This window comes from Haliea sp. (assembly GCF_041395985.1).
Classification (GTDB): domain Bacteria; phylum Pseudomonadota; class Gammaproteobacteria; order Pseudomonadales; family Halieaceae; genus Haliea.
Genome location: NZ_JAWKZJ010000006.1, coordinates 123,684 through 141,705 on the forward strand (window position 1 = coordinate 123,684; position 18,022 = coordinate 141,705).

The window sequence follows — 18,022 nt, forward strand, 5'->3', positions numbered from 1 at the left end:
TTGACAGGGACGCTATGAAGCGCCCGAAGCCGGGGAGCGGGACTACGAGACTATGTCGGGAGTTGAAGTGATGGGCAGAAACAGCGTTCTTGCCGCCTGCCTGGCGGTGATGGTCTGGACATCGGGTGCCGCCGGTCAGCAGACCGCGGCAGTGGTATCGCGCAGTGACTTCGACTACCCGGCCATGGCAAAAAGCATCGATACCACCACGAAGGCACTGGAGGCCGTGCGCGAAGACATCCATCGCGATCGTTTCGCAACCGAACCGCTGCTCGACACGCTGGACTATGAGGCCGCAGCCGCAGTCAGGTTTGTGCGGGAAGACATCGTCTTCCAACCTTACGATGGTGTGTTGCGTGGTGTCGATGGCACCTTGCGAGCCGGGTCAGGCAACAGTCTGGATCAGTCCATTTTGCTGGCGTCCCTGCTGAAGTCTGCGGGGTTTGATGCACGGGTTGTGCGCGGAACGCTGGAGGAGGACGACGCGATACGTCTTTTGCGCAGCCTGAAGCCGGCGGCGTTGCCCTCATCGCTGGCCTATCTGGACAGCAGTATCTCCCGACACTTTGGGGCTGCAGCGGCAGCAGTTGGTCCCGCTACTGTGTCCGTGGGCGATTCGGTCCTGGCCGAGACATCCAGGATGCTGACGTCCGAGCTCCGCAAGGTGTTGGAACAAGGTGGCGTGACCCTGGCCCCGGTTGATGTCCAGTTGGCCTGGTTACCGATGGTGCGAACGTATTTCTGGGTGCAATATCGTGAGGGTTCCGCGCAGGCCTGGCAGGAGGCCCATCCCGCCTTTGGCAGCGAGACGGCGCCTGAGGGGCTTGCGCCAGAGGAATATTTCGCGGAGTCAGTGCCGGAGACCTACCAGCACAAGATCACCGTTTCGGCCTGGATAGAGCAGTGGAGTGGCGGCAAGATCACGCAGCAGCGCGTCATGGCACCCTGGACCCGCCCCGTGGCAAATCTGGATGCCGCCACTATCCGCTACCGGAATGTTCCCAGCGGGTTGAATCTCCAGGATGCGGCCAACCTGGACAAGGTGCTCAACGACTCGCAGATTTTTATACCCATGTTGAATGATGTGCGCGCACCCGGTGCGATGGCATTCGACCTGCAGGGTCGCGCCATCGACCCGATGGTCATCGGTGCCTCTGGCGGCGGTATGACGGGCGTCTTCAAAACCATGGGAGATTTGATGGCAAACGCCACCGATGGGGTGATGGCGCGGGAGGATCAGCAGCCGGTGCTGGCGCTTCACAGTATGTGGCTCGAATTCACATTCACCACTCCGGGTGGCGAGGAGTTCACCCAGCGGCGTTACCTCATTGCCCCGCGCGCAGACCACTCATCCTCCAGCCAATCCTTGCTCTGGCCATTGATCACGGACCATACCTACATGATCAACGCGGGGGGGCAACCCCTCGACTATGTGGCCGATCGCTTCCTTGCGACAGCCATCGAAAACAGCGCCTGGCAGAAGACCATCGTGCGCCACTTCCTGAATCCGGAACACCCGCTCACCGAGCCGGGTAATACGCTGCCCGTCGATTTCCCGCCACTCGCTCAGTTCTGGTTCATGGCTGATAACCCGCTCGCAGAGCGTGACCTGGTGAGCTTTCGTGCCCGGCCCGCGATGCTGGGTTTGCGACGTGGATTCCTCAATGCTGAGACCGCTTTCGCCAGCGTCGATATCGTGGCAAACGGTATGGAGCACGTGCGGGTCACAGCAACCGGTCTCGACAGTGTGCCATCCGCCGCGCTTCAGCAGGGTATCTGGGACACGGTGACTGAAACCCTGCCACAAAAAGCACTTTCAGTCGCTGCGGAGAGTTCGTCGAGTACCCTGCGCACATTTCAACTGGCTGCCGAACAGGGTATCCCCATTCGTCTGGTACGACCCGGACAGGGCGACGCGGTCGCCGGACTTGGTCTGGATGCCGGGGCAGGCGAGTTTATCAGTGCGGACTTAAGCCAGGGTTACGTGGTTTTGGTGCCCCAGCGGCTTCCGGAGGGCTCGGCCATGGCGGGCTGGTGGAGGATCAATCCGACCACGGGCGAGACGCTGGGCATGACCGGGGATGGGCGCGGTCAGGACCTGGTGGAATACCTGACTGAGGTGACGGGTATCGCATTCAACATGGTGCAGGCGCTGCAGGCACTGAAGGACTGTGACAAACAGGCGAATGATGTTGCCAAGATGTGCTGCCTGGTGGAAGCCAACATCAACAATGTCGCGGGGCTGGGCTTCGGTGGGTTTATGGGGGCGGCGGTTGGGACCGCAGGCGGCGCATTGTTCGATATCGTCAATTACGGCACGTCCCTGGCAACCGAGGCAGCCTTCGGCCAGGCCCAGGGTCTGATGCCCCAGGCCAAGCTCGGTTGCGACAAGATGGCTGCGACCGCGTGGTGATGTGGCGGGCAACCATTCACGAGTCCGGAAGCGATGAGCACCCGCAATGGATCAGCCCCGCAGGGTGATTGAATTGACCATGGCGTCGATCGCGTTTTGCACATCCGGTTGGCTTTCGAGGGCATAGCCCTGCAGTTCGATGGACATGCCGTCGTGGCCAAGCCAGACCTGTCGCAGCATCGCCGGAGCTGATAAGGCCTCCACGTTCCTGACCTCTTTGCCGGGCATACGGCGAATGACGCTGAAGCCCCGGAACCGGCCAATCTGCAGATCGGGATCGCTGCTGAGGATTTCTGCGCCGGTGATCTTGGTGAACGGGTCGTTCAGGATGGCGTCCAGAGTGGTCTCCAGTGGTCGATTGTGGATTGTCAGGTCCAGTCCGGCCTCTGGCGCTCCGCGTACAGACAGGAAATTCCAGTCGCCGGGATCACCATAGGGGCGTTCGGGGCCATCACGGATTATCCGCGGCAGTACTTTCACACCGAATATGCGCAGCGGGCCGTCGTGGCGGTTCTTGATGGTCACTTTCCAGTCCGGCAGGACATCGAGACCAAGGCCGCTACCTGGATGGTTGACCCGCAGTACGCCGGCAGGCGGTGGCGCTGCCTCCCCTGGGGCAGGCGTCGCCACCGACTTCATCTGCTCGGCGAAGGCTGCAGCGCTGGCCGAGGCACGTTCGGAAAACGATTGCCGCCAGCTTTCGATGCGTGCCCTGGTGGCCTGTGGATCGCTCTGTCCATGAAAGCCGACCAGAATCCCGTCAGGCCCGCGCTCTGTTCCTGGACTGCCGTTGAGGTTGCGTTTGATCAGTTTCAGCCAGTAGACAGTATCTCCCTTGATCCTCAGGTCGAAACGGTCGAGTTGTTCGGGTGTAACGGACCGGATCACCTTGCCGTTCAGAACGGACAGCAGCCGACGGTCAGTAATCGCATAAGCCCACAATGCCGCGCGTCTGCTCCAACGGGTTATAAGTAGTAACAGACCGGTGCCTGCTGCCGCCGCCGCGGGTGCATATCTGGATGCCTCCGGCAGCTGGGGAGCAATGACGCCACTGGCGAGTGATATCCCCAGGACGATCAGCGAGAGCCCTCCCGCGATCTGCCTGGGTCCAAAGAAGCTCCCCGGTCTGGGCTGATTCTGCCAGAGGACCGATTCACCGGGCTCGAGATGGGGCACAAGGCGCGGGTTGATTTCTGCCGGGCTGACTGGAGCATGCTGCATTGGCTGCGAACCTTTCCTGTTGATTGTATCCCGTCCCGCGAGGTGTTTTCAGAATAGCACGGAGTCCGGGAAATTTCGCCGGATCACCCACCCGGCCAGCGCAGAGCGCCTGACCGGGTTGCGGCGCGAAGTCCTTGCCGTGTCCGTCTGGAATATCCGTGGTTGTACTGTTTGATGAACAGCAGGTCACCTCGGGGGCGAGCAGGGCAAGAAAATGGATCAGTCAGGGTTTCAGGTGTTTCAGAACAGGGCGGGTGGGACCCTCGCAAAGTGAGCGTTGGCCGGTGAAGCCGGTGTCGCAGCGAGCGGGTGGATGGACGCCGGTGGCAAGGTTTGGAGGTTTGATTGAAGGCCTCGGGCCACTGTAGTAGCGTTCTCGATAGTCGGCGCCCGGCACCGTTGATAGGCATCGAGTGATGGGGGATTCGTCGGTGATGTTCTGGACTGTATCGTCAGGAACGGCAGGTGGGAATTGGATGTGATGCCGGATGGCGCTGGCTGCTGTTCTGGTGTTCTCCAGGTTCGTCCAGCACGTGGTGAGGCAGCCTGTCTGCACCTCACTCAAGCAATGGGAGAGGCGGTCTGTGTCGATGCATGTAAGGGTGCTTGCCTGGGTTTTCGTGCTGATCTCGATGGGTGCCTGCGCTGTATTGCCAGAAAACAGCAATCAGAAGCCATCGACGATGTTTGCTGATACGCAGGGCACAACGCTTGGCAGAGCCTTTCTTGAGCAGCGTGAATCGCATCCAGAGCGCTCTGGTTTTCTCTTGCTGAAGAACGGGCTCGATGCACTGGTGGCCCGCGCCGCATTGGCGCGGGCAGCTGAGCGGAGTCTCGATGCGCAGTATTACCTCCTGCATGACGATCTGACCGGGCGTCTGTTCTTACGAGAGTTGCTCATGGCAGCAGATCGCGGTGTGCGTGTACGCCTTTTGCTGGATGACATGGGGCTTCAGGGCCGAGAGGCGGACAAAGCGACGCTCGCTACGCATCCAAATATCGAGGTGCGCATCTTTAATCCATTCGCGCGCAACGTAAGCCGGCTTCCACAGTTTTTCACGCGCTTCGGCCGGGTTACCCGCCGCATGCACAACAAGACGTTCACGGCTGATGGGCAGGTTACCGTGCTGGGTGGGCGCAATATTGGTGATGAGTACTTCGAGGCCAATGCGGCGCTTGAATTTGGCGACCTGGATGTGCTCGCTATCGGGGATGTGGCGCGTGACGTGTCTCTATCGTTCGATGCCTACTGGAATCACCCGCTGGCCTATCCGGCCTCCAGCCTGCTGGACGGTTCGCATGAAGATCAGTCCATAGAGACCTTGCGCTCCCGGTACGGACTTTTGATTAGCGATGCGCGTAACGCCCCGTACTTCCGCGCGCTGGAGAATTCACCGCTGGCTGCGAAACTGGTCGAGGGGGAGCTTCCGTTGCTGTGGGGGACGGCCGATGTGGTCGTTGACTATCCCGAAAAGCTGGCCGTCCCACGTGACCGGAACGACCTGCATCTAACCAAGGCGCTCGCTCCCTACTTTCGGGAGCTCTCGCAGGAGCTGACGATTTTTTCGCCCTACTTTGTGCCAGGAAAAGAGGGCGTAGAATTTTTTACTACTCTGGTAAAACGCGGTGTTCGCGTTCGCATACTTACCAACTCACTGGCATCGACTGATGTGCTTGCTGTCCATGCCGGGTATGCGCGACATCGACGTGCACTGTTGCGCGCGGGTGTGGAAATCTATGAGATGAACCGGCAACAGACAAGCGGGTCAGGGGTGAGCAGCAGCCAGGTGTTGGGAAGGTCCAAAGCCAGTCTGCATGCCAAATCCTTTGTGATCGATCGCCGTTGGGTGTTTATAGGTTCACTCAATCTAGACCCTCGCTCGGTGGTAGAGAATTCGGAGGTGGGTGTGGTGATAGATACGCCAGAGATTGCCGAGTCGATGGCGCAGTGGTTTGATCAGGACATCCAGCGGGTCGCTTTTAAAGTCACACTTGAAGGTGACGGGCATGAGGAAGAGCTGCGGTGGAGCGGTTACGACGGCGAAGTGTGGCAGGAATTCGACGTAGAACCGCATTCGAGTTTCTGGCAACGGAGCACGGTGAACCTCCTGCGGCTGCTACCGGTAGATTCGCAATTGTGAGGCCCTGCCGATCATTGCTAGTCACTTCTATGTTCCGCATGGTGTTGATCAGGGATGTTTGCGTGTATAACGGGCAGGATGACAGGCAGATGCCCCCCTGAGATGTGAACCCTACAACGCATATCTGCGAATAAAGTGCACCGGTCCAATGCGGCATAGGCAAGGACCAGAACGACTGCTGGTGGCTGCCGGACAGTCACGGATAGGCCACAGCAGTCGTCTCGGCAAACGCGATGGTGCTCCTACTTGCTAACAAAATGTCATTCAAGCGACATAGGTCAAATCTTTTGAGCGTGAACTGTGGTAAGATGCGCGCATTCCAGACTGTGCCCGCTATCAACCGCATTTGAGTCAGAGATCATGAACGCAACCCGCCATCAGCGCAGCCGCCTTACCCGGTCGCGTGCCTGCCCTCGTCCTGTCAAACGCTCCCGGAGCTGGATTGCACGCGCCGGTTTGGGTGGCCTGCTGCTCGCGAGTCACAGCAGCCTTGCCAGTGCAGCTGAATCGGGAGTGGCATCCTCGGGCTTCACCCAGCACCCGGTGGGCTACCTGGCGCTGGCCATCTTCGCCATCGCCTACGCCTTTGTGATGCTGGAGGAGAAGCTGCACCTGCGCAAGTCCAAGCCTGTGCTACTGGCCGCCGGTCTCATCTGGTTTCTTGTGGCCGGTTTTGCCGCCCTGAATGGCGATACGGAAAGCGCCAACGCCGCGTTGAAGCACAATCTGCTGGAATATGCGGAGCTGCTGTTGTTTCTGCTGGTGGCGATGACCTACATCAATGCGATGGAGGAACGCCAGTTGTTCGATGCGTTGCGCAGCTGGCTGGTCAGCAAGGGGTTCAGTTACCTGAGCCTGTTCTGGATTACCGGTTTGCTGGCATTCTTCATATCGCCGGTGGCGGACAACCTCACCACGGCGCTGTTGATGTGCGCGGTGTTGATGAAGGTGGGTGAGGACAGTCCGCGCTTCATTAGTCTGGGTTGTATCAACATTGTGATTGCCGCCAACGCGGGGGGAGCGTTTTCGCCCTTCGGTGACATCACCACGCTCATGGTCTGGCAGAAGGGCGCCGTGGAGTTCACCGAATTCTTCAGGCTCTTCATACCCTCCGCGGTAAACTTCCTGGTGCCGGCCCTGGTTATGAGCTTTGCGGTACCGCGCCAGCCGCCGCGAGACGCCACGGAGCCTGTGATCATGAAGCGCGGTGCGCGGCGTACGGTAGTGCTGTTCCTGTTGACGATCACCACCGCGGTTTTGGGGCACAATTTCCTGCACCTGCCCGCCGTGGTCGGGATGATGATGGGGCTCGCTTACTTGCAACTGCTGGGCTATTACCTGCGTCGCAGTTTCGCGCGCGGCGTTGCCAGGGAGCGGTCCTGGGCTGAAGCGACACAGAACACGCGTTTGCTGGAACGGCTGGACAAGGCGGTGCCCTTTGATGTGTTCAACCCGATGGCGCGAACCGAGTGGGACACCCTGCTGTTCTTCTACGGCGTGGTGCTCTGTGTGGGCGGCTTGGGCTACATCGGCTACCTCTCGGAAGTGTCCGAGATGCTTTATGCGGACTGGAGTGCGACCGGCGCCAATATTGCGGTGGGCTTCATGTCCGCAGTGGTCGACAACATTCCGGTCATGTTCGCCGTGCTGTCCATGGAGCCCGAGATGTCACAGGGCCAGTGGCTGCTGGTCACATTGACGGCCGGTGTTGGTGGCTCCATGTTATCGATTGGATCTGCAGCGGGCGTTGCGCTGATGGGGCAGGCCCGTGGCTATTATACGCTTGTGTCGCACCTGCGGTGGACACCGGTCATTATGGTTGGCTACCTGACTTCAATTGCCACACACATGTGGCTGAACGCGGACCTGTTCTGAATAGGACTGGCCTCGATCGTCCGCCTGGCGTGTTGTCGTCGGCTTCAGCGTCACGACATGGCCGTTCACCCGTGAATGCGCGCCACGCGATCAAGGTGACCGGCAGTACGATCCGGGTGCCTATTGCGACAAGGTCCAGGGCACTCATGTCGGTGTGGCGTCTGGAAAGCGTATGGCTCTGACCCGGACCTTGAAGAAAGGAAAATAGGCGGCCGTACCGTAGTGATTGCCCGCGATCACGCAGGTCGGCAGACGGTAGCCTGCAAACTCCCGAAACTCGGACAGCTCGCCGCCGCACGGCTGTAGTTGATAGTGACGCTGCGGGTTTGCATCGCTCCAGCGCTGGAACAGGACGCGCACTGGCGCACCTTCCGCATTCACGTGCACATCGACAGCTTGTTCCAACAGGCCGTGGCGCACGTTTACCCGCGCGCAGTCATCGCCCAGCGCCTCCCAGGAAACGCCGTTGCCGGGAAGCAGGCTGGCAGGCGCCCACAGGACAGCGTCAGCCACCAGTCGGCCAAAGGATGAGCGAAGATGGTCAGGCCCCGTTGCGCGGGCCACGGGTATCAGGTTCCAGAGCCAGAAGCGTGTCCACGATTTCCCGGGTAGCGCGCCGTCGGAGCCGCTGATGGCGCCGGACGTCATCGACCACATGAAGCCATGCGGAGAGGCAAGAATCTGGCGCGCCTGCAGGGGGCGGTACTTGGGCGCATCCTGCGTACCCAGGCCGATGTCACCCGCCATGTCGACGTCGACCACGGTGGCTAACGGTGTGCCGACTTTGATGGTGTAGTGGAAGTAGCGTTGTGCAGGCTCCGGCAGGCCGTCAACCATAGCGGCCTGGAAGACTTGGCGGGTACCGGCGTGCAGCGCAATCAGGCGTCGCCACACTGCCTCCTCGCGGCGCCGGTCCCATTGTCTCCAACCGGCCAGCGTCGCGAGCAATACGGCCAGCGCTGTCAGGAAGTAACCAAGCGATAGCATTCGGTCCTCCATGCACATTGGTCTCCGGAGCGCTATGACATCCTGGTCGACGGCCCTCCGTGTCCGATGCGCGGCGCAACGTGTTCAACAGTGACCGAACGCCGCGCCGCCTTCACCTGATTGATAAAAAGCTATCACACGGAGCGCACAGTGCCGGTGCGTACAGCCCTGCTGACGACACGACACGCATCCGCAGACCACTACGGCGTTACGAGGTATTTCTCGCCCGTGCGCATGGCGCGGTAATCCATTGCCGCGTCTTTTTCCAGCATCTGTTCCAGCGTGACCCGTTCCTTGTAGTGGCTGGCGAAGGTGGTGGTCAAATTGTCGAGGACGCGTTTGCGCATACGCAGCACCGTTTCCATTCCCGCTTTTTGCAGGAAGGGGAACAGCAACCAGCCCGAGAGGGTGAACCCGAAGCCGTAGGAAGGAGTCAGTATGGTGGCGCCGAGGTCGAGACGTCCGTAGATGTACATCTTCTTTTCCTGGTCGGAACCGTAGCGGCTGAACTCCGTCATTTTAGCCACGGCGACTTGTTCCATCGCCTTGAAGACGTTGTCGGAGTTATTGCCGCCACCAATTGGGTCGAAACCGAGGTAGGCGCCGGTTTGCTCGATCGCCGAGCGCAGTTGTGCCATGTAGTCAGCATCCGACGAGTTGACCACGTATTTCGCCCCCAGCCCCTTGAGCAGGTCCACCTGCTCCTGTTTCCGCACGATGTTGACCAGATCCAGCTTGTCCTCAAGGCATATCCGCTGCAGCATCTGGCCCAGGTTGGAGGCGGCCGCCAGGTGCACCATCGCTGTGTGCCCCTCCATTTTTGCGGTCTCGACAAAACCGAGGGCGGTCATAGGATTGACGAACGCCGATGCGCCCTGCTCGCATGAGTTCTCCCCCAGTGGCAGACACATCTTGGCATCGGCGATGGCATATTCAGAGAAGGCATTGCCGGGCACGCAGGCAACCCGCTGGCCGAGCAGCGCCTTGGCCGCCGGGCTGTCTCCGGTTGCCACCACGGTGCCAGCGCCCTCATTGCCTACCGGCATGCGCTGACCGTGGCGCCCTTTGGAGCCGCTAAGGAACGGTTCCGGCATTTTCGCCACGATCTTCCCCGGGGAATACTCGGCGTTCTCCAGATCCGCCGCGCTGAACAGCAGCGCGAGGTCCGATGGGTTGATCGGCGCGGCTTCCATCCGGACCAGCACCTGATCGCCCTTGGGTTCCGGGAAGGTGCTGGTGGCAACTTCCACCGTCAGGGTGCCGTTCTTCTCCAAGGTGGTGAAAACCTGCTTTCCGGTTGTGCTCATCGCTGCTCTCCTGGTCGTGTATTTGATGGGTTTGGCGAGGGGGCTGGCCGCGCCAAACCAGGCCGCCTAGCCTACCACGGAATTGACGGGATGATGCTCAGGGCGCGTGCGGCGGCGGCTGCAAACCCGGCCACGACGGCCTTGAGCGGTGTGCAGGTAGCGCAATCACCCGTTTGTACTAGGAGCCCGGTGCGCGCAGGCGTTAAGCTTGTGGCTGTTTTTTTCATCCACACAGGGGAAAAGCGTCATGGCAAGATTGGAAGGAAAAGTCGCCATTGTCACCGGGGCCGCCCGGGGTATGGGGGAGGCCACCGCACGGCTGTTGGTGGAGCAGGGCGCCTGCGTGGTGTTGGGGGATGTTCTGGATGAGCCCGGCCGCAAGGTGGCCGAAGAACTTGGCGAGAAGGCGGCGTATGTTCACCTGGACGTCACCGACAAGGCGCAATGGCAGGCTGCAGTCGAAGCCAGTAAGCAGTTCGGCGCGCTCAATGTGCTGGTCAACAACGCGGCGATCCTGATCCACAAGACCATCATGGATACCACCGAAGCCGAGTTCATGGCGGTTGCCCGGGTCAACCAGTTGGGCGTGTTTCTCGGCATGCAGTCGGTGTTTCCCAGCATGAAGGCGGGCGGCGGTGGCTCCATTATCAACATCTCGTCGATCGACGGCTTCCAGGCGAAGAACTCCCTGGTGGCCTATGCGGCCAGCAAGTGGGCGGTGCGCGGCATGACCAAAACCGCCGCCCTGGAGATGGGCAAGTACAACATCCGGGTCAACAGCGTGCATCCCGGAGGGATCTACACCGATATGCACGGCAAGGACTTCATGACCCGCGAGCAGGCAGATGCCACCTACGCAAACCAGGCCCTGCCGCGCGTCGGGATGCCCAGCGAAGTGGCCGCAGTCACTGTGTTCCTCGCCGGGGATGAGGCCAGCTTCAGCACCGGTTCGGAGTTCATGGCCGACGGTGGCTGGCACGCAGGCAGCGTGTTCACGGCCCTGCCCCAGTTGTAGGGTGCGCGCGCCAGCCGCCCGTCGGGTTGCGGCGTGCTAGCGGATTTCGAAGCGGAACCCGGCGTAGAGCGCCCGCTCCTGCGCCGGTTCGATACCGTCTGAGCGCACCCGGCTGTAGTAATCCTGATCCAGCAGGTTGTTGACGCCGCCGTACAGGGTCCAGCGGTCACGGTGGCGGTACTCGATGCTGAAGTCCAGCACTTCGTAGGCCGGTATTTCTCCGTCAATTCTGCCGGCACCCGTGCCGCTTGCGAGGTTGGAGTCCTGCCAGTATTGCTCGCCGACCAGACTGGCAGTGAGCGCCGCATTCCATGGCCCACGGTCAACGATAAAGCCGGTGCGAATCAGGTAGTCGGGTGCAAACGCGGTGCTGTTGTCGATCAGGTCAGCTTCCAGGCTGCGGGTGATTTCGGTGTCCAGGAGCGAGCCGTTGGCGAACAGCTTTAGAGTGTAGGCGGCATCGGCAACCAGGTTGTATTCCACACCGAACTCAATGCCCTGGTGCCGTGAGTCGCCACTGTTGACGCGCTCCACATCGCTGATGTTGACCTGAATCTGTTCGATCTTGTCCTCGAAATCGATGCGAAACAGGCTCAGGTCGAACAGCAGCCCGTCGCGTGGCTCGCTGCGGTAACCGATCTCATAGTTGACTGCACGCGAGATATCCGGGCTGTTGCTGCCCGCCAGTTCCGAGGACGGGTTGATCAGGTCATCAAAACGCTGTGGACGGTAGGACTCCGACGCATTGGCGTACAACTCTGCGTGCTCTCCTGACTGATACATGAGACCCAGGCCAAAGAGCGTCTCGTGATAGGTCCTGTCTGTGTCGATGGCATCACGACGCAGGTTTGCATTCTTCACCCGCTCACGCAGATCGTAGTTGATGCGTTCCAGGCGCAGGGTGGGGACCACGCTTAGCTTGCCAAAGCGAAACAGGTTCTCAAGGAACAGCGCGTTATAAGTCATCACACGGTCCTGGCTGAAGGCGAGGTCTTCCGGCTTCTGGACGCTGGATCGAATGTCATCGCTGACGTGACGGGTGCGCGGGCTGTCGCCGAGGTACGAAGTTGTGCCGGCGGTGAGGACGTTGTTCTCACCCCAGGACAGGGCGTAGCGCAGGTCAAAGCCGTAGTTGGCAAACTGCTGCTCGTCAATCGCCGTGGTCTCCGGTTCATTTGCCGGGTCCGTGAACATGGCCGAGCGGCGGCTCAGGCGATCCATGGAGGAGTACCAGACGCTGGCGTCCAGTGTGGATGACGCATCAATCTGCTGGCCATACGTCAGTGTGGCGATGACCTGGTCAATCTCGATTCGGTTGAAGGGCGATTTCACCAGATCGCGGTCGGTGGCGTATTCCTGCGACGTCAGTCGGCCCGCCTCGCCCGAATCGGACTGGTACAGATCCAGGTCGAAGCCCAGGCGGATGTCCTGCAAGCCCTCCCAGGCGATGCCCAGGTAGCCGGCATTGACGCGGTAGTCCTCATTGGTTCGAGGACCGTCGGCGCTGCGATGGTCGAACGAGGCCAGGACGCCGATGTCGCCCTGGGACCAGTTCACTTCGTTGTAGGTGCTGTACAACCCGTCGCTACCCATTGCCTGGTCCGTGCTGAACGCAGTCTCGGCATCGGCATCCGCGCGCCGTGTCACCAGGTTGAGTACTGGTCCGACCTGTGGCCCATACAGCAGGCCGCCACCGCCGCGCACGAACTCAATGCGTTCGACCCGCTGGGCGGCGGGCATGTAGTAAATCGTCGGATAACCGAACAGGTCAGCCGCGAGTGGGATGTTGTTCTGGAAGAAGGCGACGTATTCTGACTCGTGTGGGTTGCCCAGGCCCCGGTAGTTGATGTTGTAGATACTGGGGATTTTCTGGTCGGATACGAACAGGCCCGGCAGCCGCGAGAACATTTGCCGCAGGTTTGGTTCGACAAACACAGGCTGCTCGCCCAGGTTCACAAGGGTTGTTTTCTTGCCCTCGAAGATCTTGCCGTCCTGCAAGGCAGGGAGGGTCCCGGAGACCCTGGAATCGGTCGGTAGTCCGTAGACATGAATGACTTCGAGGGTGTCGGATTCTGTGGCCGCTGAGGCAAGGCTGAATGAGCAGGTGGCCAGCATAAGGCCTGCTGCAAAACGGGCTGTAAACATTGCGCAATCACTCTCTGATGCGAACGAAAATGAGAATGATTATATTTAAATTGGGGCGCGATGCAACAGATGAGCGACGCCCCGTGAGCCGGTGACATCGCTCTGCTGGCCGGTATTATCGTCTCAGGTCATCGCGGAGACCATGGACTCAATCTCGTCCTGGTGGTCTGTGAGCAGTGTGTGCAGCTTGCCTGCATCCATGCGCATGCGCGCCAGCGAATCCAGGTCGCCCAGTTGCTTTGCAGCATCCACACCCGCGCGGGCAATGATATTGGCGACCAGCAGCAGGTCGCTGAGGTCTGCAGAATCAATGCGATCTTTGTCCTTTACCTCCTGCTCATCTACCGCAATGGCAATGGTGTCGGGGAACTCCCAGGCCTCCACAATCGCGCGCGCCACGCCGGTATGCCACTGGTTCAGCAGGGCTCGCAATGCAGCGCGGTCAGTGAACAGGTCCGGGTGATCAGAGGCCTTGGTAAATATGTAAAACTTGCCCACTGAACTCAGCAGCCCGGCCAGCATCGCCTCGTCCGGCTTGCTGACGCTGCGCACGTTTTTGGCAAGCAGGTAGGCGATTGACGCCACCCGAACGCTCATGCGGCGCAGTTCGTTCAACTCACCGAAGCAGGCGCTGCCGGGGGGCACTTTGAACGCTTCACGTGCCGCAAACGAGGTCGCCGCGTTCTGCACCATGGTCATGCCCACGCGCGAGATGGCCGTGGGTATGTCGGTAACTTCAATGGGCCCGCGCCGCACCATCGCGGAATTGGCCATGCGCATTAGCCGCGCCGCGAGCGCAGGCTCTTTGGCGATGATGGCGGCGAGCGCCCGGTTATCCGCCGCGGGATCCCGAATGCATTCGCGCACCTTGACGGCGGTATCGGGAAACGGCGGCAGGTCGAACTCGCCCTTTTGCAGTTCGGCGCCAAGCTGCTTGACGAACGCCAGCGCAGCGAGGTCGATGGGGGAAGGCCCCGCAGGTTGCACTGCGGCGTCCTCGGGTTCCTTGAAGGGGTTGACGTGTTTTGAGGAGGTTTGTTTTATGTCGTTTGTCATTGCAGGCGCCCTGAGTCATGCTTAACCGTGTTTTCGTAGAGTATAAGATAAAACACGACGGTTCAGTGACGGTGGAAGTGGGTTCATTGCGGGCAGGGGACGTATGTCAGGATCGCTCGGCGAGTGGCGGATTTTTCGCTTGAAATGTGTCCATATGTCCAATAATATGGACACATGAACATCGACAAGGCGTCAATCGTATTCAACGCACTCTCACAGGAAACGCGGCTGCGCGCTTTCCGCTTGTTGGTGCAGGCGGGGCCGACGGGTCTTCCCGCTGGCGCGCTGAGTGAAGCCCTGGGCACGCCGCACAATACGCTGTCCTTCCATCTCAATCATCTCTCACAGGCGGGCATTGTCTCCTCGCGGCGGGAAGGGCGCTCGATTATCTACAGTGCGGACTTTCAGGCCACACATGAGCTCATCACCTTCCTGGTGAAAGACTGCTGCAGTGCGGACTTCGCGACCATTCGCGAGGACAGCACATCCGCCTGTTCCATCATTGAGCTAGCACAGTGCTGTGACCCGCCATCTCCTGACGCGTCATGACAGCGTGCAGGCCATACCTGAGCGTGTCGATCGGCGGCGTTCACGCGAGTTTTGGTGACATTCCTGGAAGGGTAGTTGTATGAAGAAGGTGCTTGTTCTCTGTACGGGCAATTCCTGTCGATCCATCATGGCCGAGGCCATGATCAATCAGCTTGGGGAGGGGCGATATACCGCCGTCAGCGCCGGCAGTGAGCCAGCTGGCTACGTGCACCCGGGCTCCATCGCGGCCCTCCAGCGCCATGGCTTCGGCGTGGGTGAACCCCGCAGCAAGTCTTGGGATGAGTTCGCCGATCAGGCGTTCGATATCGTCATCACGGTCTGCGACCGCGCCGCGACGGAAAGCTGTCCCGTGTTTATCGGGAACGTGGCAAAGAAACACTGGAGCACACCGGATCCTGCCAGCGTTCAGGGGAGCGAGGAGGAGGTGGCTAAAGCATTTGACAATGCCCTCACCCTGCTGAGGGACCGCATAGAGAAGGAACTACCATGAGCAGTGCCAACACTTCGTCCATGGGCTTGTTCGAGCGCTACCTCTCACTCTGGGTCGCGCTGTGCATCGCGGTTGGCATTGCCGCCGGCGTCGCCCGTCCCGGTGTTTTTGCTGCTATCGCCGCCTTTGAGTATGCGAGCGTGAATCTTGCGGTGGCCGTCTTTATCTGGGTGATGATCTTCCCCATGATGGTGAATGTCGATTTCGCTTCACTGCGCGATGTAGGCAAGCGCCCCAAAGGTCTGTGCATCACCCTCGTCGTCAACTGGATCGTCAAGCCATTCACGATGGCTGCCCTGGGGATCTTCTTTTTTGAATCTGTGTTCGCCGGTCTTGTGGACCCGCAAACGGCCCAGGAATATATTGCCGGGATGATACTGCTCGGTGTCGCACCCTGTACGGCGATGGTGTTTGTCTGGAGTCAGCTGGTGCGAGGCGATGCCAACTACACGCTGGTGCAGGTGTCGATCAACGACCTGATCATGGTGTTCGCCTTTGCACCACTGGCCGCCTTGCTGCTGGGCGTGACCGACATCGTTGTGCCCTGGGATACGCTGCTGCTCTCGGTGATGCTGTATGTTGTTGTGCCGCTGGTCGCGGGTTACTTCACACGCAGCATGCTTGATGGCGGCGGCAGCGATGAACGTATCAGTGCCTTCACTGCAAGACTGAAACCCTTCTCGATTATCGGGTTACTGGCAACCGTCGTCTTGTTGTTCGGCTTTCAGGCACAGACGATTCTGGACAAGCCACTGGTGATTGCGCTGATTGCGGTACCCCTGCTGATTCAAAGCTACGGGATCTTTTTCATCGCCTACGGCTGGGCTTACCTGTGGCGTGTGCCTTTCAGCACAGCAGCGCCTGCCGCCCTGATTGGCACGTCGAACTTCTTCGAGCTGGCGGTTGCGGTGGCTATCAGCCTGTTTGGGCTGCACTCGGGTGCTGCGTTGGCGACTGTGGTGGGTGTGCTGGTGGAAGTGCCGGTCATGCTGTCGCTGGTCGCGCTGGCGAACCGTACGCGTGGTTATTTCGCCTAGTTGGATCAAAGGGGTCCCGTTGCCGTGAGCGCTGACCCCCACGCAGGTAGTTGTCAAACCCGGCTTTTGCCGGCCTCTCTCAGCTGATCGACAATCCGCTGGTCTCGGCCGTAGACATCCCGGCGGAACACCACGTCATCACCGACCGCGAATGCGGTGAAGTAGACAAGGTAAACCGGTATCGGATCCTTCAGGTAAGCGGTTGTGGTTTCGCCGGATTCAAACAGTCGATCTACCTGCGTCAGGTAGTTGCTCTTGTCGTGGTTCAACACCCACTCGATGAGCTTGCGTGGCTCAGCGAGGCGAATGCAGCCGGAGGAGAAGGTGCGCTCGGATTTCCTGAAGAGTGCCTTGTCGGGCGTGTCGTGCAGGTACACGCTGTGTTGATTCGGCAGCATGAACTTTACCTTGCCGAGGGCATTGTGGTCGCCCGGTAGCTGGCGCAGGGTGAACTGCCCGGGCCGCACCGTCTGCCAGTCTACTTCCGTCACGGGAACGAATTCCTGGCTGCCCGCCAGTCGTGCCTGGTAGCCTGCCGCTGCCAGCGGGGCCGGATCCTGCCGCAGCAGCGGCAGTTTGTCCTTGACGGCGATGCTGTAGGGAACATTCCAGTAGGGAAAAAACACCAGGTACTGCATATCTTCGGTAAAGATCGGGGTTTCGCGGTACGGACGACCGACAATGATGTCCATTGTCAGCGCCTCCGCGTTGTTTTCGATGACCCGCATCTGGAATGCTGCGATATTCACCCGGATATAGGTTGAGGGGGTGTCTCGCGGCAGCCATCGCCAGCGCTCGAGGTTGGCATCCAGACGATCAATCCACGAGAATCGCGTGGCATTGAGAACTTCCAGGGTGGCGTTGCCCACAATGCCGTCTGCCTCAAGCCCCGCCCCCTGCTGAAACGTGACAACGGCCTGCCTGAGTTGTTCATCGAAGGTGCCGGAGTGCTCGCCAGGTCCCAGCAGCCTTTCCTGCAGCTGTGCCACCCGCGGGCCGCTGGCGCCGGGTTTCAGGGCGGGGCCGCCATCCACAGGGCGGCTGGTGGCGTCTGCTGCGGTGGACAGTTCAGCGCGCTTTGCCACCAACGCCCAATATTCCGGCGTTTGCGGCCACAGGGCATGCAGCAGGTCACTGAGCCCCTTGCCCTGTGCTACCAATTGCTGCAGCAGACCTCTGGGATCAATGGACTCACGTTCCAGGTACCACTGGTCGTCCACCTGTGCCACGGCACCGCGGTAGCGGTCTCGCACCTGCGACAGCAAGGCATCGGTGTACAGTACATCCAGCTGTGTTTCCGGCAGGGTGCCCGCCAGCAGTTCATCGTAGTGGTAGCGATGCAGCGCAAGGCCGTGGTCAGCGGAGCGCAGTATCTCGCGCTGCAGGTCTGTGCGCAGCGAGGCCAATGGCCCATCGGCGAACCACAGGGGCTGGTACTGGTAGTCGCCATAAATGGCCGAGAGGTCGTCGGTATTGCGTACCGATGAGGTGGCGCTTGCGTGATTGCCACCGTTCAGGTTTTCAATTTCCAGGCGGAGGAGATCACTGTTTGCGGCGAACCCCAGGCGGGTAACGCAAACAAGCACCAGCGAGAGCAGGAGCTGCGTTTTCAGGTGGTTTCCCAGTAGTGGCCTCATACGCTTACGATACCATACTCAGGCCTTTTTCTGGGCGGCGGGGTGTCTGCCAGACTGGTCAAGGTGGCGATTTCCGTGGACGATTGCTACGGGAGGTCTGTTGGCAATGAAATAGCCAGTCTCGTCCTCGATGTCGCGTTGGGGGGAGG

Annotated in this window: 13 protein-coding genes; 7 read left to right on the forward strand and 6 right to left on the reverse strand. The window is 60.2% G+C overall.

Annotated elements, in window-relative coordinates; all coding sequences use genetic code 11:
• The first annotated feature begins 70 nt into the window (after positions 1 to 70).
• Positions 71 to 2,413: a transglutaminase-like domain-containing protein gene (locus R3E49_RS12360; RefSeq protein ID WP_371295338.1), complete on the forward strand. Its 2,343-nt coding sequence runs from the start codon at positions 71 to 73 to the stop codon at positions 2,411 to 2,413.
• A 51-nt stretch (positions 2,414 to 2,464) separates the two neighbouring features.
• Here the strand turns inward: R3E49_RS12360 and R3E49_RS12365 are convergent, their stop codons facing one another.
• A complete protein-coding gene (locus tag R3E49_RS12365; protein WP_371295339.1) occupies positions 2,465 to 3,634 on the reverse strand; it encodes a hypothetical protein in 1,170 nt (389 codons plus the stop codon).
• A gap of 590 nt (positions 3,635 to 4,224) precedes the next feature.
• Here R3E49_RS12365 and R3E49_RS12370 point away from each other — a divergent pair.
• Positions 4,225 to 5,775 (forward strand): phospholipase D family protein, encoded by a 1,551-nt coding sequence (locus R3E49_RS12370; protein WP_371295452.1) that lies wholly within the window; start codon positions 4,225 to 4,227, stop codon positions 5,773 to 5,775.
• Between the two features lie 360 nt (positions 5,776 to 6,135).
• Positions 6,136 to 7,650 carry a sodium:proton antiporter NhaD gene (nhaD, locus tag R3E49_RS12375; protein ID WP_371295340.1) on the forward strand — a complete coding sequence of 505 codons (1,515 nt, stop codon included), beginning with the start codon at positions 6,136 to 6,138 and terminating at the stop codon, positions 7,648 to 7,650.
• A gap of 144 nt (positions 7,651 to 7,794) precedes the next feature.
• Here nhaD and R3E49_RS12380 read toward each other — a convergent pair whose 3' ends face one another.
• Complete coding sequence (locus R3E49_RS12380) at positions 7,795 to 8,637, reverse strand: DUF6544 family protein (RefSeq protein WP_371295341.1); 843 nt, start codon at positions 8,635 to 8,637, stop codon at positions 7,795 to 7,797.
• Positions 8,638 to 8,837: 200 nt separating this feature from the next.
• Positions 8,838 to 9,944, reverse strand: a complete 1,107-nt coding sequence (locus R3E49_RS12385; RefSeq protein WP_371295342.1) for a zinc-binding dehydrogenase — start codon at positions 9,942 to 9,944, stop codon at positions 8,838 to 8,840.
• A gap of 247 nt (positions 9,945 to 10,191) precedes the next feature.
• On the opposite strand from R3E49_RS12385, the gene R3E49_RS12390 reads away from it, so the two are divergent.
• Entirely contained in the window at positions 10,192 to 10,959 is a 768-nt protein-coding gene (locus R3E49_RS12390) for a glucose 1-dehydrogenase (RefSeq protein ID WP_371295343.1), read from the forward strand.
• A 36-nt stretch (positions 10,960 to 10,995) separates the two neighbouring features.
• Here the strand turns inward: R3E49_RS12390 and R3E49_RS12395 are convergent, their stop codons facing one another.
• Positions 10,996 to 13,104 (reverse strand): TonB-dependent receptor family protein, encoded by a 2,109-nt coding sequence (locus tag R3E49_RS12395; protein ID WP_371295344.1) that lies wholly within the window; start codon positions 13,102 to 13,104, stop codon positions 10,996 to 10,998.
• 123 nt (positions 13,105 to 13,227) lie between these two features.
• On the reverse strand, positions 13,228 to 14,160 hold the full coding sequence (locus R3E49_RS12400; RefSeq protein ID WP_371295345.1) for an HDOD domain-containing protein: 933 nt from the start codon (positions 14,158 to 14,160) through the stop codon (positions 13,228 to 13,230).
• A 174-nt stretch (positions 14,161 to 14,334) separates the two neighbouring features.
• On the opposite strand from R3E49_RS12400, the gene R3E49_RS12405 reads away from it, so the two are divergent.
• From R3E49_RS12405 to arsB, 3 genes are all read left to right on the forward strand, one after another.
• A complete protein-coding gene (locus R3E49_RS12405; protein ID WP_371295346.1) occupies positions 14,335 to 14,709 on the forward strand; it encodes an ArsR/SmtB family transcription factor in 375 nt (124 codons plus the stop codon).
• 79 nt (positions 14,710 to 14,788) lie between these two features.
• Positions 14,789 to 15,199, forward strand: coding sequence for an arsenate reductase ArsC (locus tag R3E49_RS12410; protein ID WP_290745251.1), 411 nt, complete (start codon positions 14,789 to 14,791; stop codon positions 15,197 to 15,199).
• A gap of 20 nt (positions 15,200 to 15,219) precedes the next feature.
• On the forward strand, positions 15,220 to 16,236 hold the full coding sequence (gene arsB, locus R3E49_RS12415) for an ACR3 family arsenite efflux transporter (RefSeq protein WP_371295453.1): 1,017 nt from the start codon (positions 15,220 to 15,222) through the stop codon (positions 16,234 to 16,236).
• A 53-nt stretch (positions 16,237 to 16,289) separates the two neighbouring features.
• Here arsB and R3E49_RS12420 read toward each other — a convergent pair whose 3' ends face one another.
• Entirely contained in the window at positions 16,290 to 17,873 is a 1,584-nt protein-coding gene (locus R3E49_RS12420) for a murein L,D-transpeptidase (protein WP_371295347.1), read from the reverse strand.
• Positions 17,874 to 18,022: the final 149 nt, after the last annotated feature.

Excerpts from the sequence above, each read along its gene's own strand:
- R3E49_RS12405 (WP_371295346.1), top strand. The coding sequence starts at position 14,335 with ATGAACATCGACAAGGCGTCAATCGTATTCAACGCACTCTCACAGGAA.
- R3E49_RS12390 (WP_371295343.1), top strand. The coding sequence starts at position 10,192 with ATGGCAAGATTGGAAGGAAAAGTCGCCATTGTCACCGGGGCCGCCCGG.
- R3E49_RS12380 (WP_371295341.1), bottom strand. The coding sequence starts at position 8,637 with ATGCTATCGCTTGGTTACTTCCTGACAGCGCTGGCCGTATTGCTCGCG.
- R3E49_RS12395 (WP_371295344.1), bottom strand. The coding sequence starts at position 13,104 with ATGTTTACAGCCCGTTTTGCAGCAGGCCTTATGCTGGCCACCTGCTCA.
- R3E49_RS12385 (WP_371295342.1), bottom strand. The coding sequence starts at position 9,944 with ATGAGCACAACCGGAAAGCAGGTTTTCACCACCTTGGAGAAGAACGGC.
- R3E49_RS12365 (WP_371295339.1), bottom strand. The coding sequence starts at position 3,634 with ATGCAGCATGCTCCAGTCAGCCCGGCAGAAATCAACCCGCGCCTTGTG.
- arsB (WP_371295453.1), top strand. The coding sequence starts at position 15,220 with ATGGGCTTGTTCGAGCGCTACCTCTCACTCTGGGTCGCGCTGTGCATC.
- R3E49_RS12370 (WP_371295452.1), top strand. The coding sequence starts at position 4,225 with ATGCATGTAAGGGTGCTTGCCTGGGTTTTCGTGCTGATCTCGATGGGT.
- nhaD (WP_371295340.1), top strand. The coding sequence starts at position 6,136 with ATGAACGCAACCCGCCATCAGCGCAGCCGCCTTACCCGGTCGCGTGCC.
- R3E49_RS12420 (WP_371295347.1), bottom strand. The coding sequence starts at position 17,873 with ATGAGGCCACTACTGGGAAACCACCTGAAAACGCAGCTCCTGCTCTCG.
- R3E49_RS12410 (WP_290745251.1), top strand. The coding sequence starts at position 14,789 with ATGAAGAAGGTGCTTGTTCTCTGTACGGGCAATTCCTGTCGATCCATC.
- R3E49_RS12360 (WP_371295338.1), top strand. The coding sequence starts at position 71 with ATGGGCAGAAACAGCGTTCTTGCCGCCTGCCTGGCGGTGATGGTCTGG.
- R3E49_RS12400 (WP_371295345.1), bottom strand. The coding sequence starts at position 14,160 with ATGACAAACGACATAAAACAAACCTCCTCAAAACACGTCAACCCCTTC.